The sequence below is a fragment of the Rothia sp. 11254D007BW genome, assembly GCF_053548195.1.
In genome coordinates this window covers 1,336,001-1,356,570 of sequence record NZ_JBPWPK010000001.1, presented here as the reverse complement: position 1 = coordinate 1,356,570, position 20,570 = coordinate 1,336,001, and the positions used below count along the sequence as shown (strand labels likewise).

Here is a 20,570-nt window from a genome sequence, read left to right as displayed (position 1 = left end):
TTATTCAAAAGTCCCACCCGCAGCCAAAAACACCAACCCCCGCACCACCGCAAACACCCGCCCATACAACCCCAACGGCCGCCTAAACCCCGTATGAAGAATCCGCCAAGTCTTGATGTGAGCGATAACCCGCTCCACCACCGACCGCAGCCGATTCAGCACCCGATTATTCCGCCTCTGCTCCCGACTCAGCCGCTGACCCGGCTTGCGCCTGGCCGGGGTAGCCAACCCCAACCCGATATAGCCCTTATCAGCCACAGTGCTCTCATCAAGATATCTTTCCAAGCCATGATGTTTGAAGGCGTAAGCATCATGCCTGGCCCCGGGCACCGGGTCTGTGATAGCCAGCAACTTTCCATCCAAGGTGCAAATGACTTGGTGGTTGAATCCGGCTCGTTTGTGCTTTCCAGAGAAATTTGTTTTACCAAGTGAACGCCAATTCCACGTGGGTATCAGAGTCCCGTCAACTACTAAGGACCCGGGTGCTTTGAGGCTTTCTTTCAAAGGCTGAGTCAGCGGAGTGAGAATCTTCTCCAGGGCCTTTTCGATGGTGTTGATAGCTCGTGAGACTGTCGATTGAGAGACAGCAAAAAGTTCTGCGAGGAGTTCTTCGGTGAGGTTGTGGCGGTGGTAGAGCAGGGTGATTTTGAGGGCTTGGGTGAGGGTTAGCGCTGGTGGTCTTCCGCCTGGTTTTGACCAGGTGAGGTGATGGGTGAGGGCTGTGTGTAGTGTGGCGAATTGCGTGGCTGTGAGGCCGGTTGTACGCTGGTGTGGCAACGGTCTTGTCCGGTATGGCTTGAGGTTATTTGTAGAGATTTAACGCTCATATTTTTGCCGCGGGTGGGGTCGTTGTCTAGTTGGTGGGTGTGGGGTGCGTGTCTACTTTTGAATAAGCCTCATTGATTTAAAATTTATTATTTCTTGTCGTTGTTTCCTGAAGGGAAGTCCTACTATCTCGTGATTTAACTGCTGTAAGGCTGCTGGTGGGCAACGATGTATGGGAGGATTTAAGCTGTATGAATTAATGTTCTTTATCTATATCAAGAGGATCTACCCGTGTGCATCAACCGCCATTCGATGGCTGCTAATGAGCTATCAGAGCTTGCCCAGCGTTTTGCTTCCTACCTACCCAGTGAGGCAGAGCAGGCCGCCACCATCTTTGAAACCCCTGAGCCGATTCTTGAGGGCGAGGTGCCCCCGGCCTATCAGGCTGACCGCTACAACACCGCGGGCGAGCCCAGCGGGGAGGGCACCCGCCGCCGCGGTGAGAAGGGGGAGGACGGACGCCGCCGCAACCTGGTCTTCCCGCCCGCTCCCGCGCCCCTGCCCTACGCCATCGTCGATAACCACACCCACATGGACCTGCTCGACGGCGAGGTTGCCGTCACCGCCCGCGACGCCCTCGATACCGGCGAAGCCCTGGGCATCGGCGCAATTGTGCAGGTGGGCTGTGATGTTCCCAGTTCCCTCTACGCTGTGCGTGCTGCCCAGGCTGACCCCCGTGTGCTGGCCGCTGTGGCCCTGCACCCTAACGAAGCCCCCAAGCTGGCAGAAGCTGGCCAGCTAGAGGCAGCCCTGGCCGCTATCGATGCGCTGGCAGCTGACCCGCGCGTCCGTGCCCTGGGTGAGACTGGCCTGGACTACTTCCGCACCGGTGAGGAGGGGAAGGATGCCCAGGAGGAGTCTTTCCGCGCCCATATCCGTATGGCGAAGAAACACGGTAAGGCCGTGCAGATTCACGATCGCGATGCGCACGAGGATGTCGTCCGCATTCTGCTTGATGAGGGCGCGCCCGATACCGTGATTTTCCACTGCTACTCCGGCGGGCCCGACCTGGCTGAGATCTGCAATGAGCAGGGCTGGTACATGAGCTTTGCCGGCACCGTGACCTTCAAGAACTCGCACGGTATTCAGGAGTCCCTGAAGCTAGCCCGCCGGGAGCTGATTCTGGCTGAGACCGACGCGCCCTTCCTGACCCCCCACCCCTTCCGGGGCCGTCCTAATGCCAGCTACATGACCAACTACACCGTCCGCTTTATGGCTGGCCATCTGGGTGCCGACCTTGAAGAGCTGTGCCGGGATATCCGAGCTAACTCCCTGGCAGCTTACGGGAGTTGGGGGATTGAGGGCTTCTAGCCCCTAGAGCCAGGTAGGCGACTGCCCAGGCCACCGGTAGAGCATGCAGGAGAGCCAGGTGCTCGGGCCACTCGTTGCCGCCCCAGTCGTGCCCGCCAAACCAGACCGCAAAGGGCATGGCAAAGATGAGCACACCGGTGTCGGCTAGGTAGAGGTAGCCGCTGTGGGCAGTGCGCCAGCCGTAGAGACCTGCGAAGATGAGGAAGGTCACGAACCAGACCCAGTGGTGGGTCCAGGAGATGGGGGAGAGCAACAGCCCCAGCACCGCAACACAGGAGGCCGCCCCCAGGTAGGCGCCGGGGGCGTCCTGCCCCGCTAACCTGCGCACGGCCAGGTAAGTCAGCACTACCGACCCCAGGGCGGTAATGGCAAAAAGGACGCCGGTGAGCCAGCTGGGGAAGAGCATGGCCCAGGTGCCCAGCAGGTTATAGTTCAGCGCCCCGGTAATCGACCCCACGCGGGAGGATTCAAAGATTTTCTCGGTGAAGTACTCGCGGGCTACCTCAAAATCGACGGCAAAACTTAGCGCGATAGAAGCTAGGCCGGTGCCCACGAAACGGGCCAGGGACTTCCAGTCGCGGGTGGCGATGAAGAGCAACCCGAAGATAGCCGGGGTGAGCTTGATGCAGGCGGTCAGAGCAATCAGTACCCCGTGCCAGCGGGTGTTCTTGAGGTAGATGACGTCGGTGAGAATCAGCAGTACTAAAAAGAGGTTGATCTGCCCCAGTTCCATATTGAAGCTGATGGGGAAGAACTTGAGCAGCAGGGGAGTGAGCCAGAGCCCGGCAGCTAGGGCGGGGCGCTTGCCTACCCCCATACCCCGGCAGGAGAGGTAGACCAGGGCCACCAGTGCGGCAATGTTGAGCAACAGGAATATAGGTCCTGCGGTATCTGCACTGGTGAGCAGCACAAAGGGGGTGAAAACGAGGGCAGCAAAGGGTGGGTAGGTGAACCCGTAGATTTCTTCGGGTGGCAGGGCCCAGTTGTAGAGCTGGCCGGTTTCTAGCCAGTGGGCAACCCCGCCGTAGTAGACCTGTAAGTCGAAGAATTCCCGGGCCACCATTTTTTCGTCCCAGAGGAAGGGGTAGGCACTGATAACGGTGAGCGCTAGGGCGGTGACCAGGGCCGGTGTGCTGGTGAGCGCCCTGGTAAGGGCGGTGATGGGCGGACGCTGGTGCGCGGCAGGTGCGGTAGGCATAGGTTCCCCGGGGTTGGGTGGCTGGGTACGAGCAGTAATTCTACCGGTGGCGCTCTGACTACGGGGAGACCCTCTGTGCTGGAGCAGACCCGGTAGACTAGGGTGCGTGACTGAACAGCAATCTCCTGCGCCCGATGCTCTGTTGGGCCCCCAAGAAATCCGTGACCTAGCTGCCACCCTGGGTATCCGCCCCACTAAGACTCTGGGGCAGAACTTTGTGATTGATCCTAACACTATCCGCCGTATTATCGCTGTTGCCGATATCAGCCCTGATGAGACGGTGGTTGAGGTTGGCCCGGGCCTGGGTTCGCTGACCCTGGGCATCTTGGACGCTGCCCGCGACATGGTTGCTGTTGAGATCGATCCGCCTCTTGCTGAACAGCTTCCGGCGACGATTGCTAAGTTCCGCCCCGGCTCAGAGGACCGTATCGACGTGGTGCTCTCCGATGCTATGAAGGTCACCGAGCTGCCGCGTACCCCGTCCGCCCTGGTAGCTAACCTGCCCTATAACGTGGCGGTGCCGGTGCTGCTGCATATGTTTGCTACCTTCCCCTCGATTGAGCATGCCCTGGTTATGGTGCAGGACGAGGTTGCTGACCGCCTCTCGGCCAAGCCCGGGTCTAAGATTTACGGGGTGCCTTCGGTCAAGGCTAACTGGTTCGCTGAGGTGTCTAAGGCCGGGGTGATCGGTACTAACGTTTTCTGGCCTGCCCCTAAGATTAAGTCGGGTCTGGTGGCTTTTAAGCGCCGCCCTGAGCTACTGTCTGACCTGCCTCGTGAAGAGGTTTTTGCTATTGTCGATGCTGCCTTTGCCCAGCGTCGCAAGACTCTGCGGGCTGCCCTGGCCGGTTGGGCCGGTTCAGCTGCCCGCGCCGGAGAGATTCTTGAGACCGCCGGCATTGACCCGCAGTTGCGCGGGGAGAAGCTTGATATCTTCGATTTCATTAAGATTGCCGAAGCCGCCCGGCAGGTACCTGCCGGCGCGGAGCAGGGCGGGGAGGGCGCGTCCTCATGACCCTAAGCGTTTCTGCTACTGCCCCGGGCAAGGTCAACCTCTACTTTGCGGTGGGGCCCCTGCGCGAGGACGGCTACCACGAGGTCGCCTCGCTCTATGCCGCTACCGATGTGTTAGAGCGCGTCACGATTTCTTCGGCCCATGAGCCCGGTATCGCCCAGTCTATGAGTGTTGCTGAAGGTTCACCGGTTGCGGAGCAGGTTGCTGCCGGGGCTTTTGACCCGGCTGTCGTTCCGCTTGATGAATCTAACCTGGCCTATCGCGGGGCAGCAACGGTGGTAGCTGCCCAGGGCTTGGATATTCAGGACGTCGCCGTTCAGCTTCACATTGATAAGGCTGTTCCGGTCGCCGGTGGGATGGGCGGAGGGTCTGCTGATGCTGCCGCCGCCATGAAGGCCATGAACGACTACCTGGTGCAGGCAGGCCTCGCTACTGAGCTTCTAGGGCTTGAGCGTCTGCTGGAGTTGGCTGCTCCGCTGGGCGCCGACGTGCCCTTTGCTCTCTTGGGTGGCCTGGCTGTGGGCACCGGGGTGGGGGACAAGCTCACGCCGATTGAGGTACCTGAAGGCGTTGAGCCACTGAAGTTTGGGTTTGTGCCTTCAACAACGGCTGGGCTGTCGACCCCCGCCGTGTTTAAGGAGCTGGACGCCGGCCGCGCGGCGGGGCGCTACCCTGCTCCGGATGCCACCCTGCAAGTTCCGCAGGAGCTGCTAGACCTGTTGACCTCTGCTGAGCCATTGCAGAAGCGTCTACCTGCTATTGCCGGACTGCTGCGCAACGACCTGGCTGCGCCTGCCGTAACCTTGTTGCCAGAAATTGCTAAAATAATGGTCAGGATAGCTTCGCATTCAAATGTAAAAAGCTTGTTTCTCTCAGGATCAGGGCCGACTGTAGCTCTTTTAAAAAATATTAGATAGGTAAAATATTGTGGGCAAAAAAAAGGTTATAATTGCGGTCTCGGACTTATTTCTTCCGAACGGTCTTGTCACCTCAACTCGAAATCTTTACAATGCTCTCGTTGACCAAGGGTATAGCGTTGAGTATTTTTTACTATATTCAGCTGATGAATATTTTCAAAAAAATTATGATATATTTCGAATCAATCCCTGGATAAAATTTACTGACGGCATGAAAGGTTATGATACATCAAAAAAATATTTAAAATTTATTCGTAGGCTCCTTGGCATAGCTGGAAGGCCCATTTTCTCGTTAAGGGTCCAACAGAAGTTAAAAAAATATAAGAATGATGATATCTTAATTATTGGTGCATCGTTACAGAGCTATAACTATCTATCTACCTTAATCGATTTAGGTAAGATAAAAAGGGTTGTTCAATTGCACATGTCTCGGTCAGGGCTTACTGATCAGGATGTGGCTAATCTGGAAGAATCTCTCACTTCTTGCGACCATGCTACAGTTCTGTCAGAAACTGATGAGATCTTATTTTCTCAAGAATTTTCAAAAAAATTCCATTTTATTCCTAATATTATAGATATTCATAATTCCAATAAGGATTTATCTCATCTGGATAGTAAAAGGGTTGTGTACGCGGGAAGATTTTCTGATACTAAACAAGTACATCATCTGATAGAAGCATTCATAAAAATTCCTCATGATGGATGGACTCTAAATCTTTATGGTGAAGGTGAAACTAAAGAAAATCTCCGGAGAAAATATGCTTCTTATCCAGAAATAACTTTTTATCCGGCGGTTCGGGATATAACTCAAGTTTTTGATGGTGCATCTTTAAATGTTCTTTCTTCACAAATTGAAGGCCTGCCCATGACTATCATCGAGGCAGCTCAATTAGGAGTTCCTACTGTGGCGTACGATGTTTCACCTGGGGTACACGACATTGTTTCACAATGTGGTCTTCTTGTGTCGCCTCAAGATATTGATTCTTTTAGCGAAACCCTTATGAAGTATATGAATGATTCTGCACTGAGGAGGGATCTATCTACTAGGGCACAGCAGTATTCTGAAAGATATCGTAGCAATTCGGTAATCAAAATCTGGGAAGCCCTAATAGAAAAAATCTGATCGATTGTGGGCTACCTTCAATATAGTAGCCCACATCATTATTAATTATCTTTGAGTAATAATTTCAGAGATAGAACTCCATATAAGTTCGGGTGATTCTTTTTTCTTTAATATTCTATATTGTATATTTCCTACTAAAGCCCCCAGCCTCCCTCCATACCCGGCGATGTCGTTGATAGAACGTTTACGTAGATACAGATAGGGCACTGCGGCAGCTCTTATGACAGCAGTTTTTAGAGAAACAGAATTAATATACTTACCTCGATCTTTGCACCTCTTCCATAATAATACATTTTCACGGGCATACCGATAAACCTGTAGATAGGTATTTCCTTCATTTTCTCGAGCCCTGTAATATAGAAAAGTATTATCACAAAAATATAGGGGCCGACCCGAGTCTGTGAGTCTCCATGAAAAATCAATATCTTCTGATCCTCCACGAAAGCTCTCATCGAAACCTCCGACTTCGATAAATGAGGACTTTCTATAAGCTGCTGATCCTCCTTGTGCAAATGGGAATTTATTGAGGCCCAACAGCATCTCTTGAGTTTTTCGTGAAGCTGGTGCTGTCTCAGGAGATTCACCTGAGTGAGGATAAAATGGCAAAAGTGGAGTCGTTACAATACAATCTTCATTTAATATGTACTGTGAGAGGCAGGATACCCAGTTGGGGGCCACAATATCATCAGCATCACAGGACAAAATAAAATCAGTTGAAGCTTTAAAAACTGCAAGATTTCGTGCGTATGATTGCCCTTTTTTTCGAGATGCATCAACAATAGAAATATTAAGTAAATGTTTATATTCTTCAATAATTTCGCTTAGATTATCAGTTGATCCATTGTCAGCAATAATAATTTCAAAAGGTGGAGCATTTAACTGCGATGCTAGGGAATTGAGTTGATCAGATATGAAGCTTGCTGCGTTGAAAGCAGGGATGATGACTGTGACAACCGGGTATTCTGCCATTAGATTGAATCCTTAATTAATTATTCTAGATATTGAGAAATTCCTGAGGTTATTCGGGGTGTAGTATAGAATATTAAAATTCTCAGAAAAATCCCCATCTCACAAAGCAAATTTCTAATAATTCGATTAGATAGATTGATGTTGATGGTGCTTAGATTTCTAATTGTAGCTAGAGTTTACACTCTATCAAATTTCTATACTAGCTTACATTGAATAAAGCAAGCTATGTAAATTTTAAATCCTGTAGATTCTCTGGTCGACTTGCATCGGTATCTTCGTGATATTTATCCCCTATAACAATTCACTTAATTCTAACCATCGAATCTCTAACCTTTCACTCTCTTCTTCTATACTATGTCTTTGTCTAACTAATTTAGCTAGGCCTTCAAAATCTGAATAATTATAACTAGTCATCTTATCCTCTAGCTTGATTTTCTGGTCTGATAGTTTGGCTAGTTTTCGGTCAATCTGGTTGATTTCCTTCTGTGCTGCCCGGATTTCAGCTCCGCTAGCCTTAGTAGCCGAGTTGTTACCGGTGTCCTGCTTACCAAGAGGAGAAGAATCAACCGCCTTGGTCGACGGCACGGCAGCGGCAGAAGCTGAAAGTTGCAGGTATTCATCAACCCCGCCTGGCAGATGCCTAAAAGTACCGTCAATCAATGCGTACTGCTGATCGGTGACACGCTCCATCAGGTAGCGGTCGTGCGAAACCACCAGCAGCGTACCCGGCCAGGTATCGAGGAGGTCCTCCATCGCAGCCAGCATGTCGGTATCAAGGTCGTTGGAGGGCTCGTCCAAGATGAGAACATTGGGCTCATCCAAGAGAATAAGCAGGAGCTGAAGCCGGCGTTTCTGCCCGCCTGAGAGATCTTTCACCGGGGAAGATAACTGTGCCGATGTAAAGCCCAGGCGTTCCAGAAGCTGCCCGGGAGTCATTTCCTTGCCGCCAGCTACATACGAGGTACGCTTGCGCCCAATGACATCTGATACCCGGTCATTCTCAACTTCCCGCAGCTCATCGAGCTGCTGGGTGAGCGTCGCGACCTTCACGGTCTTGCCGTGCTTAACCCGCCCGCGGGTAGGCTCTACCGAGCCCGTCACAAGGCCTAGCAGAGTTGATTTTCCAGCACCGTTCACACCCATAATGCCGGTGCGCTCACCAGGAGCGATGCGCCAGGTAACCTTTTTGAGCACGTCCTTCGTTGCCCCGGGTGCATTGGCATCGGGGTAGCTGACATCGACGTCCACGATATCCACCACGTCCTTACCCAGGCGGGATACAGCCATCTGTGATAGTTCTACCTTGTTACGTACCGGGGGCACGTCGGCGATAAGAGCGTTAGCGGCGTCGATACGGAATTTGGGCTTGGAGGTACGCGCAGGGGCACCTCGGCGCAGCCAGGCAAGCTCCTTACGCATGAGGTTTTGACGCTTTGCTTCGGTTGCAGCTGCCTGGCGATCGCGCTCAACACGCTGCAGAATGTAGGCAGCGTATCCGCCCTCGAAGGGCTCGACAATACCGTCGTGGACCTCCCAGGTATCTGTACAAATTTCGTCCAGGAACCAACGGTCGTGAGTGACGGTGAGCAGACCGCCCGCATTCTTAGACCAGCGGGTTTTAAGGTGGTTAGCTAGCCAGGTGATAGCCTCCACATCGAGATGGTTGGTAGGTTCGTCAAGCATGAGGACGTCCCAGTCGCCTACCAGCAGAGCGGCAAGGGCAACGCGTCGGCGCTGACCACCTGAGAGAGAAGAGACGGGCGCGTCCCAGTCTAAATCTGATACCAGACCCGAAATAACATCGCGAATCATAGAGTCTGAAGCCCACTCATATTCAGGCATGTCGCCAACGATAGCCTGGCCTACAGTGAGCGAATCATCGAGCACATCAGCCTGGTCAAGGAAGCCTATCCGGGTGCCGGATCGCACCGTGACCTTACCTGAATCGGGGGTAAGCCGCCCGCCGAGAAGGGAGAGAAGGGTCGACTTACCGTCACCGTTACGGCCTACGATGCCGATGCGATCGCCTTCGTTCAGGCCAACCGTGATGCCCTCAAAGATGGTACGGGTAGGGAACTCAATATGCAGGTCTTCGCCGCCAAGTAGATGTGCCACGTTAGCTATCTTAGCTGATGATAGTGGTTCATTGCGATAAAGTAACTGTTATAATATTTCAGGAAGATAAATCTAAAAATCTAATTGAAAATAATAGACAATCAAAGAATGTGAGTTCTTTATGCATTATGCACACCCTTTAAACAGGTTGAAACGCTCTTTAGGTCGTATTCATTACTATTGGGATGTTGTCCCTAGTCGAAGAGCTGTAAAGATTGTAAAGACATTTTGGTGGGATCAAGCGCCAAATTTTGGTGATCTTTTAACAGAATATATTCTACCACATTATGGGATTGCGCCAGTTTTGGTTGCGGCTGAAAAAGCGAAGCTTGTCTCGGTTGGTTCAGTTCTGAATATGGTGGATGCGGATTTTGGTGGGTCTATTTTAGGGTCGGGTGTTATGCACCCTGATAGAGATATAGATTTGAAAAAGGCGAAAATATATGCACTTCGAGGAAAGCTTTCCAAGAAAAAATTAAATGTAAAAGAAGATATCGCGCTAGGTGACCCTGGTCTTCTGATGAGTAAAATTTTGCCGCTTGAAGAAATTTTTCCCACGGGTAAAATTGGTTTTATACCTCATTTTACCCATCAAGAAAAAGATTATATTAAAAATATTTGGAAAACTATTGAATCTAACGCTATTTATATTGATGTTAGAAAATCGCCTCGTGAAGTTGCTGTGCAAATAAAAAAATGCAGCGCCATTTTCTCCACTTCCCTTCATGGGGTGATTTTGGCGGACTCTTATGGGGTTCCTGTTGTCTGGTCGATGCCCCCCGCGGGGCTGCCTGGCGGTGATTTTAAATTTAGGGATTATGAGTCTGTGGTGCTCGATAGCTCGGAGTCCCGTAAGGTAGATATATTTAGTATCCGCACAACTCAGGATATCTTTGATAATGCAAAGGTTGCATCACGGGATAAAGTGAATCAGTCAATTGAAGAGCTTGAAAAAGCAATTGATAGGCTTGGAGATGAGATTAAAAGTGCGAACTTCTATCGAGTGGTTTTCTCCCAATTAAGAGGTCCGGCGATTTCTGCTATAAAAGCTGTCCCTGGGATGAAGGAAATCCGTAGTTTATTTTAGCTTCTGATTCAATGATTAAAATGAAGGAGGTCGGAAGGCAGTGGGATTCAATGTAAACTTGCTGAAAGAGAAAGGGCGAAAGCCATTCTCTCAGATGGAGACCCGATTAATATCAAAAAAGAAAATATTGTTTGTTTGTACAGGAAATATTGCTCGAAGTGCATCAGCGCAGTACATCGCCGAACAGCTTTCTGGCTCTGAGTCGGGGTGGACTTTTGATAGCGCTGGAACAGGAGCTGTCATAGGCTCAGGGGTAGCTCCATTTATTGACGCCGAGCTAGAATCGCGAGGTGTGAACTTTCATAGTCATCAAGCTAAACAGATTACTGCTCAGTTACTGGAAGAATCTGCGCTTGTCTTAGTTATGGAGAAAGAACACCTAAACTGGATTGTGCGTGAGTGGCCTCAATACCACTCGAAAATTCATCTACTAAAGCAGATGGCACGAGTCCGAGAAAAAGCAGGACGGCGGGTTAATCCTGTGGATTTCATGGCTGCCCTTGATGAGCCTCCAGCAAAAGAAGACAGAATCGCTGACCCCTATCGCAAGGGGCCAGAAGCAGCACGAGTCGCGGTAGAAGAAGTCGAGATGGCTCTGACTAAAATTATCCCCTGGTTAGGTGCTTAGGTTGCTAACTGGAGAACTTTTACCAAAACTCACACTCAACGCGTTTCATTCTGAGCATGAGACTTGGTAGTATCTAGATTCGTCCGTGCTACTCCACTGGAGTAGGTCGGACGGTAATCCGCCATGGTGTAATTGGCAACACAGCGGCCTTTGGAGCCGTTATTCAAGGTTCGAGTCCTTGTGGCGGAGCTCAACACCCCATACATCTCGCAAACTACCGGGGTCTCACTCGCTCAAGGAGTACCAACTAGTGACTGCTACTGCTTCAGTTCCGTCCGCTGTTATTGTTCTAGCCGCCGGAGCTGGAACCCGTATGAAGTCTTCTACCCCCAAGGTCATGCACCCCATCGGCGGGCGTTCCATGGTAGAGCATGCAGTAGCTGTGGCTCGTGAACTTACCCCCAAGAACCTGGCCGTTGTTGTACGTCACCAGCGCGATAAGGTAGCTGCTCACGTCACCGCTTTTGACGCTGACGTCACTATCGTAGACCAGGACGAAGTTCCCGGTACTGGTCGCGCCGTTGAGGTTGGACTGCTGGGCCTGGACGCTGAAGCTGGGGAAGTTGATGGTACCGTTGTGGTGACCTACGGTGACGTTCCCCTGCTGAAGACCGAGACTCTGCGCAAACTCATTGCCTTCCATGAAGAAGGCAAGAACGCTGTTACTGTCCTGACAACCCACATTGACGAGCCCGGTTCTTACGGCCGTATTGTCCGTAACGAGGCCGGCGAAGTAACTGCCATTGTCGAAGCCAAGGACGCTACCCCTGAGCAGCTTGCTATCACCGAAATCAACTCCGGTATCTATGCTTTTGACGCAAAGGTCCTGCGTGACTCGCTCACCCGCGTCACCACCGACAATGCCCAGGGTGAAAAGTACATCACCGACGTTCTCTCCATCGCCCGCGAGGACGGCTACCGCACCAGCGCACTCGATATTGAAGACCGCTGGGAAGTTGAAGGCGCAAATGACCGCGTGCAGCTGGCCCAGCTGGGGCGCAAGCTCAATGACCGTCTAACCCAGGTGCACATGGTTGCTGGCGTCACCATCGTTGACCCCGAATCCACCTGGATTGACGTTACCGTCACCATTGAGAACGACGTTACTATCCTGCCTGGCACCCACCTGCGCGGCACCACCCACATCGCGACCGGCTCCGTCATCGGCCCCGATACTACTCTGACCAACGTCAAGGTAGGGGAGAGCGTCACTATCTCCCGCACCGAGGGCTCCGATTCAGAAATTGCGGACGGTGCCACCGTTGGACCTTTTGCTTACCTGCGCCCCGGCACCAAGCTTGGCCCCAAGGGCAAGATCGGTACCTTTGTTGAAACCAAGAACGCCGAAATCGGTGCCGGTTCAAAGCTGCCCCACCTCTCCTATGCAGGGGATGTCACCATTGGCGAAAATTCTAATATTGGCGCAGCATCAATCTTTGTGAACTACGACGGCGTGAACAAGCACCGTTCCACCGTAGGTAACAATGTCCGAATGGGGTCCGACAACATGTATGTCGCACCCGTACATATCGGAGATGGCGCGTATTCTGGAGCTGGAACCGTCATCCGCAAGGACGTCCCCGCAGGCGCCCTGGCAATTAACGAAGCCCCCCAGCGCAATATTGAACGCTGGGTCATTGAAAAGCGAGCCGGTACTGAAGCCGCAGAGGCAGCTCAGGCTGCACTCAACGCGGAGTCAGCCGACTCAGTTAAGGAAAGCGAATAGCAGTAATGACTGAGATTACGAATCCAGGTGAAAAGAAGATGGCGCTGGTCTCAGGCCGCGCCCACCCCGAACTCGCTGAACAGATTGCAGCGGAACTGGGGAATGAAGTTCTTCCTTCATCCGCCTACACCTTCGCCAACGGTGAGACCTACGTACGTTTCAACGAATCGGTGCGTGGGAAGGACGCATTCGTTATCCAGTCACACCCGGCACCGATTAACGATGCCATCATGGAGCAGCTGATTATGGTTGACTCGCTCAAGCGTGCATCGGCCCGTTCCATCACTGTAGTTTCCCCCTTCTACCCCTACGCCCGTCAGGACAAGAAGCACAAGGGCCGTGAGCCTATCTCAGCTCGTTTGATTGCTGATCTCTACAAGACCGCTGGCGCCCACCGCCTGATGAGCGTCGACCTGCACACCGCCCAGATTCAGGGCTTCTTCGATGGCCCAGTTGACCACCTGATGGCTATCCCCCTGCTGGCAGAGTACGTTGCAAGCAAGGTCGATACCTCAAACGTCACCGTTGTATCGCCCGATACTGGCCGTGTTCGTGTTGCAGAACAGTGGGCCGAGCTGCTCGATGGTGCGCCCCTAGCCTTCGTCCACAAGACCCGCGACGTCAACGTCCCCAACCAGGCTGTATCTAAGACCGTGGTGGGCGACATCGAGGGCCGCACCTGCGTGCTGATTGACGACATGATTGATACCGGTGGCACTATCGCCGGTGCTGTGCGCGTGCTCAAGGAACACGGCGCTAAGGACGTCATCATCGCAGCCACCCACGCTGTCTTCTCTGACCCCGCTGCGGAGCGTCTGGCTAACTGCGGTGCTAGCGAAGTCGTTGTTACCAACACACTGCCGCTCAAGCCCGAGCAGATGTTCGATAATCTGACTGTGCTGTCCATTGCGCCGCTACTGGCTCGTGCCATCAAGGAAGTTTTCGATGAGGGGTCTGTGACTAGCCTGTTTGACGGACGAGCTAACTAACATCGTCAATATCACTGGAAGATAGCTTCTTATCTAGTGATGCAAAGCTTTATTTTACTGCAGTGTAATAAAATAGGGAATTAGGCTGCAAATTCGACTTTAGAGGAAATTGAGTAGATTTTATGATTACAAGACTAAAGTATCTTTTTCCAGGAAGAAAATTTTACTTACTGATACTTGCACTATTGCTTTTATTTTTTACCTCGCTTTTGGATCTAGTGGGCGTAGCGGTCATCCTGCCGGTAATTCAAGTAGCTACAGGCGAAGACTATACTACTGGCTACCTTGGAAAAATCTATTATTTATTAGGCGGGCCAACTAAAGAGGAATTTATTCTTTGCTTAACTTTTATTCTTGTGGGTTCATTTATCCTTAAGGGTGTTCTCTCACTAGCAATTAGATGGTGGGTGACCGGGTTCATAGCGAAGCAGCAGGCTGCAAGCTCGGTTGCGATATTGGGAGCCTACACTCGTGAGCCTTACACTGCTCATCGTCAGCGTTCAACAGCTGAGATCCTTCAGATAACAGGTTCTGCAAATTCTCAGGTGTATACAGGATATGCAGGTAGCATAATCGGTATTGCAGGTGAAGGACTTTCTATTATCTTACTTATAGTTCTTCTATCTATTGTAATGCCTTTTGAGACCCTAATTGCTTTTGCGTATTTTGGAATTGCGTCGTTTCTTATACAAAATTTCTTGAAAAAAAGAAATATGAATGCTGGATATACTGTTTGGACAAAGGAGCTTAAGGCATCTGAAGCCACGCTAGCAGCTACCGATGGTTTCCGTGAGAATATTATTCATGGTGTAGCTGAACGTGGTCTATACGCCTATCAAGAGGCCCGAACCGACGTTGTTAACGCAACAAGATTAAAAGGTTTTTACTATGAACTTCCAAAATACCTGTTAGAAATAATTTTTATTGGCGGTATTTCTCTAATTATGTCATATATGGTATTAACAGGGGGACTAGGGCAAGCTGCTTACATGGCGGTTTTCGCAGCTGCATGTGTAAGAATACTTCCCAACTTCGTCCGTGTTGTTGCTGTTCTTGGCGGTCTGCGTGCGTCTATTCCTTATGTTGAAAAATATGAGAAGGCTGTTAAGGAACTTGAAGTCGGTGAGTTTAAATTCCTTGAGCGGGATCCAGATATTGGTGTGTTTAGTAAAGTTAATTCTGCAATACATCCTACAAATGTTCTTGTTGAAAACTTAAGCTATCAATACCCTGATGGAAACAGCTTTGTATTGAAAAATATAAGTTTTTGCGTGCCCGAGGGAAGCTCCGTTGCTTTTGTGGGCGGTTCAGGGTCGGGTAAGACAACTCTTATAGATCTTATACTGGGTCTTCTTGAACCTAGCGAGGGCCAAGTCTTAGCTAACGGTTTGGATATTAGTAGAGACTTAGAATCTTGGCATTCTAAAATCGGTTACGTCCCCCAGGACGTTTTCCTGTCCGGAAAAACTGTTAGGGAAGAAATTGCCTATGGGTTGAAAGATTCGGAGATTGATAATGATCGAGTAGTAGAGTGTATCAAGCTTGCAGAACTAGAGGATGTTATAGCTGGTTTAGAGGAAGGAATATATACTACGTTGGGGGAGAATGGCACTAGACTCTCAGGCGGGCAACGTCAACGTATTGGGCTGGCCAGGGCTTTTTACCGAAACCCCAGTATTCTGATTCTTGATGAGGCAACTTCTGCCTTGGATAATGAAACCGAACATAAAATTACGCAAGCAATCAACAGGCTAACTGCAGGGCGCACGGTTTTTGTTGTAGCACATCGCCTATCTACAGTAAGGAACGTGGATCAGCTACTTTACTTATCTAACGGGCAAATTGTCTCAAGGGGCACATTCTCTGAAGTGAAGCGAGATAATGAAGAATTTGCTCGGTTGATTAGCCTTGGTCAGTTGCCGGAGTAGAATATAATGAAAATGATAGAAACAGTAAATGCTTCAGTTATCATCCCTTGTTATAATTCTGAAAAAACTCTTTCAACGCAGCTTGAGAGTCTTTCCATGCAAGAAGGATGTAAACCCTTTGAGGTATTAATTGTAGATAATTGTTCAAGCGATTCCACCCGGGAAGTTGCTCAATCCTGGCAGGCAAAGCTTAATCTTAGAATAATCGATGCAACACAACATCAAGGCGTATCATATGCCCGGAATAGAGGGATAGCTGAGGCTAGGAGTGATAAGCTGATATTTCTCGATGATGACGATGCCGCTTTGCCTGAGTATGTGGGATTTTGTCAGAAATCTTTAGATGAATATCCTGTTTATGTCAGTGGATTTGATCCTGTTGACGATATGGAATTTGCTTATGGTCTCGCTCATGTTTTAGATACTGTGAGTCATAAAAGCCTGCCCTATCAATCCCCGCTTCCTAGCGAGCAAGATCCAAACTGGCCAATTTTGCCTGGTTGCAGTTTCGGGGCGCTAAAATCTGTTATGGAAGAAATTGGTGGATTTGACATTACTATGGAACCAGGTGCTGAAGACAATGACTTAGCTTTTCGTCTAATGGCGGCTGGGTATGAGTTAAGGGTTCAGCGCAGTACAACTATTGCCTATCGGACTCGCAAACGGCGGAACAGCATAGACGTCTATTATCGGCGTGCAAAAAGTGTTGCTTTGCTTCTAGAGCGTTATAACAAATGGAATAATAATCCATTGGGAAATCAGCATCCAATAGTCGAGATGATTAAAGTACTTTTAGCAGGTGTCAAGATTCTTTTGGCTAAGCCCAGAAAAATTAAACAATGGGTTCCTCGTTTTGCTATTAATGCAGGTATATTTAGTGGATGGTTTCTATATCGCTTGCTTGGTCGGGCACCTTCACCAAATCTTGGAGTGGGGCTGTAGATATTGATGGATTAAGAATAATACTTCTTGAATAGGTATATTCTTAAAATAAACCCACCTTTTGGTGTGTAATAGAAAGATTCATTTGACAGCTAAAAGGAGCATAAATTGGATTTATCAGTGATTATCCCTCATTATGGCAATACTCAAGATACCATACTTCTTATCCGCTCACTAGAAAAACAAATTTCTCCTGATTTTTGCGAAATTATTGTATCAGACGACTGTTCGCCGACTCCTTTTCCGGATATTGAAAATGTCAGCGTCATTCGTCGTAACGAAAATGGGGGTTTTGGGGCAAATGTTAATAGTGGGGTTGGTGGTGCGGTAGGCGAATGGATTCTAATTTTAAATAGTGATCTTATTCCACCAGATAATTTTATTGAAGATATGTTGCAAGCTGCTTATGCAGAAGGTTCAGCCCTTATTTCTCCTCAGATAGTCGGGGTTGATGGCGAGTCCCAGTGGGTTGGCAGAGACTTCCCTGCAACCAGGCATCATGCATGGGAGTGGTTCACTCCTGCTGCTCGCCTGCGGTCCACGAAGTTCTGGCACTGGATGGTGGGGCACGCCCTAGACTGTTCGACTGGGAACGTGGCAGAACCTGACTGGCTCATGGGCGCCTGTATGATGCTTCGCCGTGAAGACTTCAACGCAGTCGGAGGTATGGATGAACGCTTCTTCATGAATAGTGAAGAAATCGACCTGCAACGTCGACTTGCGACCCACGGTATCAAACGAATCTTCCGAGGCGATATAGTGGTAGAACACGTAGGTGGCGGCTCATCGGGAGCTTCTGTTCAACGTCGCCAATGGGTACTCGATTCTCGCTTTATCTATAATTCAAAATGGAATGAAGGTAAGCACCTGGCTGCTGCCTTGAGAACCGTATCTATTGCAAACTTCCTCTTCAACTCCCTACGGGTATTCCGAAACCGGGCTGTTACCCCTTACGCCACACTTCGCGAAGAACTTAGCTATATCAAGAAAGCAGAAAGCAAACGATAAATGGCAGAGAAACTCCTCATCATCAGCCCTGCCTTTCACGGCTACTGCTACTCCATTGCAGATGGCTTCACCCAGCTAGGCTACGACGTAACGGTACATCGCTATGACGCCTTCGACACGGTCAAAGACAAGCTACGCAATAAAGCTTTTTACGAACTACCCTCAAAAGTTGGCTTCGACGGGCAAAAGACCGCCGAAAAAGCGGCTACAGCAAAAGCCCTTCATGTCCTTCGCGAGGTGGACCCGGACAAAATCATTGTTATTAAAGCAGATACCCTAGGCGATAACTTCTGGCAGGCTGTTACTGACCGTAAAGTCCCCTATATTCTATGGCTGTACGATGATTTAAAGCGCCATCGCTACACCAAAAACTTCTTGCATGAATTACCTCTTGTAGTTAGTTATGCTCGTACAGAAGCTGAGGAGCTCGCGTCAGAGGGCATCAACGCTCACTTCGTCGCAAACGGTTATGATCCATCTCTTGCCGATTTCCCACAAAAACGAAACAATGAGATCGTTTTCGTAGGATCACGTTATAAAAACCGTGAAGAAATGATAGTCAAACTGTCAAATTCTGGGGTTCCGGTACGGGCCTATGGCCGTGAATGGTCTCATCACATTTTCGACCGTTTGCGTACCTGGGAACTAAAACGTCCAGGCATTCCCTCCGAACGAGACATCACTTTGGCAGAGGCCTACGAGGTTCAAGCATCTGCTGCTGCTGCACTAAACATTCACGGTTTACAGGCTGGTTTAGCTATGCGAACCTTTGAAGTACCTGGTATGAATGGCTTACAGCTGATTGACAGACCTGATGTTGAGGAGTTCTACGACATTGGCTCTGAAGTACTCGTTTACCAAAGCACTGAAGAGCTTATTGAACTATGCCAACGTATAATCGGGGACCCCACATGGAGCGATTCAATCCGAGCAGCAGGCCTTAAACGAAGCCAGGCTGAACATACCTTCTTCCACCGCGCGCAGAAAATGGATACCTTATGGGTCTAATTTATCCTGAAGACCTCGATGCCTGGAGCAAATGGCAGGCTAATGCTCATCCTCTTCGTAGAGCTAAAGTCACAATTAAGGAAGTTCCAGCTCGAATACGTAATTATAAGAAGCCCTCTAACTCATCTACCCCTGTATCGGGTTATCTACATACAGTAGGTGAAGACCCACAGATTCTTATTGCGCTGGACTCCACATCTCCTACATCTTTAGGCGCCTTGGTGCAGCCCGCTCATTATCTTTCAGCTAATTCGTATGCAGTATGGGCTCCCGAGGACGTTACAGCTCGCCTTCCGAAGGGAGAGTGGAAAGCTACCCCTCTCATAGAGGGGGAACTCGATAAAAAAATTACCTCTGTATCTCAGGTTGTAGCGCTGGGCCATTATATGGCCTGGGGCGGAGCCGCAGCTCGGTATGCTCAGCGTTCAGGAGCTCGTTTTATCACCGTACAGCATGGCTTGCACACCCCTTATGCACCGCCACTGGCCCCTGAAACTCACCTTCTTGCTTTCAGCCAAGCGGATGCTGATTTCTGGATATCTGGGCGCAACGACGTTACGTACGATGTAGTTGGGTCGCAACTTTTTTGGGAAGCAGCTCAGAAATCTCGGGTAGATAATTCCGAAATAGAGGGATTACCTATATTCCTGGGGCAGATGCATGGAGCTGAACTTTCTCGACTGTCGTACGCTCAGGCCGGGTACAAGTTCTGTAAGGATACAGGGGCTCGTTACCGACCTCACCCTAACGAAAAGGACAAACTGTCTGTACTTACCCATGCTCTATGGGACAAAATGGGTATAGAGATTGACCGAGGTTGCGAGCCCCTCAATACGCTGACCAATCCTGTAGTATCAATTTTTTCTACAGGAGTACTTGAAGCGGCAATTAGGGGAATCCCTGCTTGGGTTTATCATCCCAACCCGCCTGCGTGGGTTAGAGAGTTTTGGGATAGGTATGGCCTTAGCCAGTGGGGAGAAGCCCCCACTCCAGCACCGGCTGTGCCTTCAACGCCTCCAGCAAAGGCAATCGCACAATACCTAGAGGAGAAACTTAAATAGATGCGCGTTCTATGCGTGATACCCGTTCGCGGCGGGTCTAAGGGAATTCCGCGCAAGAATCTCAAACCTATTGCGGGTAAACCCCTCGTTGCCTGGACCATCGAGCAGGCCCTTGCCGCAAAGGCTGAGCTGGAAGGCGAGCACCTGGTTGACGTGCTGGTCTCAACCGATGACGCTGAATTGGCTGATATCGCTCGCCAGTGCGGGGCAGAGGTTCCTTTTATGCGCCCGGCTCGCCTGGCAGAAGACACGACTGCCACCGAGCCGGTGATTGAGCATGCTATCGAGTTCTACACAGCTGCGGGCAAGCGTCCGGACGCCGTTATGCTCCTGCAGGCGACCTCTCCCGTCCGCCTGCCCGGCACCTTAGCTCGCGCTATCCGCCAGTTCGCTGCCTCCACCTCAGATTCCATGGTGGGCGTTATCCCTATCGGTCCCTTTATCTGGGCCGCCACAGAGCCACCAACTGCCCAATACGAGGTCATGGCCCGTCCTCGCCGTCAGGAGCTCACCCGAGAGACCTTCCGCTACCGCGAAAACGGCTCCATGTACATCACCAAGACCGAGCTCTACGAAACCCTGCACAACCGACTGGGCGGCAACATCGAGCTCTTCATGCTCGATGAAGTCGAAGGCGTAGACATTGACGCTCCCATCGACTTTTCCGTCGCAGAGCACCAGTTGCTCAGTACCCTCGCATCAGAAGAAAACGAAGGCTAA

Annotated in this window: 18 protein-coding genes and 1 tRNA gene; 15 read left to right on the top strand and 4 right to left on the bottom strand. The window is 50.4% G+C overall.

Annotated features, from left to right (window positions below):
• Complete coding sequence (locus tag ACEE43_RS06060; RefSeq protein WP_449122291.1) at positions 1-777, bottom strand: transposase family protein; 777 nt, start codon at positions 775-777, stop codon at positions 1-3.
• A gap of 300 nt (positions 778-1,077) precedes the next feature.
• Between ACEE43_RS06060 and ACEE43_RS06055 the strand changes: the two genes are divergently transcribed.
• Complete coding sequence (locus tag ACEE43_RS06055; RefSeq protein WP_449108293.1) at positions 1,078-2,136, top strand: TatD family hydrolase; 1,059 nt, start codon at positions 1,078-1,080, stop codon at positions 2,134-2,136.
• On the opposite strand, the gene ACEE43_RS06050 is transcribed toward ACEE43_RS06055, so the two are convergent.
• Positions 2,090-3,334, bottom strand: a complete 1,245-nt coding sequence (locus ACEE43_RS06050) for a glycosyltransferase 87 family protein (RefSeq protein WP_449108258.1) — start codon at positions 3,332-3,334, stop codon at positions 2,090-2,092. The two genes, ACEE43_RS06055 and ACEE43_RS06050, sit on opposite strands and share 47 nt — an antisense overlap.
• A gap of 106 nt (positions 3,335-3,440) precedes the next feature.
• Between ACEE43_RS06050 and rsmA the strand changes: the two genes are divergently transcribed.
• Genes rsmA through ACEE43_RS06035 form a run of 3 tightly spaced genes read left to right on the top strand, consistent with a single transcriptional unit; the run spans position 3,441 to position 6,389 of the window.
• Positions 3,441-4,349, top strand: coding sequence for a 16S rRNA (adenine(1518)-N(6)/adenine(1519)-N(6))-dimethyltransferase RsmA (rsmA, locus tag ACEE43_RS06045; RefSeq protein WP_449108259.1), 909 nt, complete (start codon positions 3,441-3,443; stop codon positions 4,347-4,349).
• The gene (locus ACEE43_RS06040; protein ID WP_449108260.1) at positions 4,346-5,266 is read left to right on the top strand and encodes a GHMP family kinase ATP-binding protein; all 921 of its coding nucleotides are present in this window, start codon (positions 4,346-4,348) and stop codon (positions 5,264-5,266) included. The genes rsmA and ACEE43_RS06040 overlap by 4 nt, the downstream gene beginning before the upstream one ends.
• A gap of 10 nt (positions 5,267-5,276) precedes the next feature.
• On the top strand, positions 5,277-6,389 hold the full coding sequence (locus ACEE43_RS06035; RefSeq protein WP_449108261.1) for a glycosyltransferase: 1,113 nt from the start codon (positions 5,277-5,279) through the stop codon (positions 6,387-6,389).
• Positions 6,390-6,434: 45 nt separating this feature from the next.
• Here the strand turns inward: ACEE43_RS06035 and ACEE43_RS06030 are convergent, their stop codons facing one another.
• Together ACEE43_RS06030 and ACEE43_RS06025 are read right to left on the bottom strand one after the other, a co-directional pair.
• Positions 6,435-7,358: a glycosyltransferase gene (locus tag ACEE43_RS06030; protein WP_449108262.1), complete on the bottom strand. Its 924-nt coding sequence runs from the start codon at positions 7,356-7,358 to the stop codon at positions 6,435-6,437.
• Positions 7,359-7,649: 291 nt separating this feature from the next.
• Entirely contained in the window at positions 7,650-9,473 is a 1,824-nt protein-coding gene (locus ACEE43_RS06025) for an ABC-F family ATP-binding cassette domain-containing protein (RefSeq protein ID WP_449108263.1), read from the bottom strand.
• A 121-nt stretch (positions 9,474-9,594) separates the two neighbouring features.
• Here ACEE43_RS06025 and ACEE43_RS06020 point away from each other — a divergent pair, with 121 nt between their 5' ends.
• From ACEE43_RS06020 to ACEE43_RS05970, 11 genes are all read left to right on the top strand, one after another.
• Positions 9,595-10,560, top strand: a complete 966-nt coding sequence (locus ACEE43_RS06020; RefSeq protein WP_449108264.1) for a polysaccharide pyruvyl transferase family protein — start codon at positions 9,595-9,597, stop codon at positions 10,558-10,560.
• Between the two features lie 40 nt (positions 10,561-10,600).
• Complete coding sequence (locus ACEE43_RS06015) at positions 10,601-11,188, top strand: arsenate reductase/protein-tyrosine-phosphatase family protein (protein ID WP_449108265.1); 588 nt, start codon at positions 10,601-10,603, stop codon at positions 11,186-11,188.
• Between the two features lie 117 nt (positions 11,189-11,305).
• A tRNA-Gln gene (locus ACEE43_RS06010) sits at positions 11,306-11,377 on the top strand.
• Positions 11,378-11,438: 61 nt separating this feature from the next.
• The gene (glmU, locus tag ACEE43_RS06005; protein ID WP_449108266.1) at positions 11,439-12,914 is read left to right on the top strand and encodes a bifunctional UDP-N-acetylglucosamine diphosphorylase/glucosamine-1-phosphate N-acetyltransferase GlmU; all 1,476 of its coding nucleotides are present in this window, start codon (positions 11,439-11,441) and stop codon (positions 12,912-12,914) included.
• 5 nt (positions 12,915-12,919) lie between these two features.
• Entirely contained in the window at positions 12,920-13,903 is a 984-nt protein-coding gene (locus ACEE43_RS06000) for a ribose-phosphate diphosphokinase (protein WP_237198693.1), read from the top strand.
• A gap of 122 nt (positions 13,904-14,025) precedes the next feature.
• Complete coding sequence (locus tag ACEE43_RS05995; protein ID WP_449108267.1) at positions 14,026-15,831, top strand: ABC transporter ATP-binding protein; 1,806 nt, start codon at positions 14,026-14,028, stop codon at positions 15,829-15,831.
• A gap of 6 nt (positions 15,832-15,837) precedes the next feature.
• Complete coding sequence (locus tag ACEE43_RS05990) at positions 15,838-16,773, top strand: glycosyltransferase family 2 protein (RefSeq protein ID WP_449108268.1); 936 nt, start codon at positions 15,838-15,840, stop codon at positions 16,771-16,773.
• 108 nt (positions 16,774-16,881) lie between these two features.
• Positions 16,882-17,781 (top strand): glycosyltransferase family 2 protein, encoded by a 900-nt coding sequence (locus ACEE43_RS05985; RefSeq protein ID WP_449108269.1) that lies wholly within the window; start codon positions 16,882-16,884, stop codon positions 17,779-17,781.
• Positions 17,782-18,789 carry a CgeB family protein gene (locus ACEE43_RS05980; protein WP_449108270.1) on the top strand — a complete coding sequence of 336 codons (1,008 nt, stop codon included), beginning with the start codon at positions 17,782-17,784 and terminating at the stop codon, positions 18,787-18,789. It abuts the gene before it with no gap.
• Positions 18,780-19,850 carry an RNA-binding protein gene (locus ACEE43_RS05975; protein WP_449108271.1) on the top strand — a complete coding sequence of 357 codons (1,071 nt, stop codon included), beginning with the start codon at positions 18,780-18,782 and terminating at the stop codon, positions 19,848-19,850. The genes ACEE43_RS05980 and ACEE43_RS05975 overlap by 10 nt, the downstream gene beginning before the upstream one ends.
• The gene (locus ACEE43_RS05970; RefSeq protein WP_449108272.1) at positions 19,851-20,570 is read left to right on the top strand and encodes an acylneuraminate cytidylyltransferase family protein; all 720 of its coding nucleotides are present in this window, start codon (positions 19,851-19,853) and stop codon (positions 20,568-20,570) included.

Excerpts from the sequence above, each read along its gene's own strand:
- ACEE43_RS05970 (WP_449108272.1), top strand. The coding sequence starts at position 19,851 with ATGCGCGTTCTATGCGTGATACCCGTTCGCGGCGGGTCTAAGGGAATT.
- ACEE43_RS06000 (WP_237198693.1), top strand. The coding sequence starts at position 12,920 with ATGACTGAGATTACGAATCCAGGTGAAAAGAAGATGGCGCTGGTCTCA.
- ACEE43_RS06020 (WP_449108264.1), top strand. The coding sequence starts at position 9,595 with ATGCATTATGCACACCCTTTAAACAGGTTGAAACGCTCTTTAGGTCGT.
- ACEE43_RS06055 (WP_449108293.1), top strand. The coding sequence starts at position 1,078 with ATGGCTGCTAATGAGCTATCAGAGCTTGCCCAGCGTTTTGCTTCCTAC.
- ACEE43_RS06050 (WP_449108258.1), bottom strand. The coding sequence starts at position 3,334 with ATGCCTACCGCACCTGCCGCGCACCAGCGTCCGCCCATCACCGCCCTT.
- ACEE43_RS05995 (WP_449108267.1), top strand. The coding sequence starts at position 14,026 with ATGATTACAAGACTAAAGTATCTTTTTCCAGGAAGAAAATTTTACTTA.
- ACEE43_RS05975 (WP_449108271.1), top strand. The coding sequence starts at position 18,780 with ATGGGTCTAATTTATCCTGAAGACCTCGATGCCTGGAGCAAATGGCAG.
- ACEE43_RS06030 (WP_449108262.1), bottom strand. The coding sequence starts at position 7,358 with ATGGCAGAATACCCGGTTGTCACAGTCATCATCCCTGCTTTCAACGCA.
- ACEE43_RS06040 (WP_449108260.1), top strand. The coding sequence starts at position 4,346 with ATGACCCTAAGCGTTTCTGCTACTGCCCCGGGCAAGGTCAACCTCTAC.
- ACEE43_RS05980 (WP_449108270.1), top strand. The coding sequence starts at position 17,782 with ATGGCAGAGAAACTCCTCATCATCAGCCCTGCCTTTCACGGCTACTGC.
- ACEE43_RS05990 (WP_449108268.1), top strand. The coding sequence starts at position 15,838 with ATGAAAATGATAGAAACAGTAAATGCTTCAGTTATCATCCCTTGTTAT.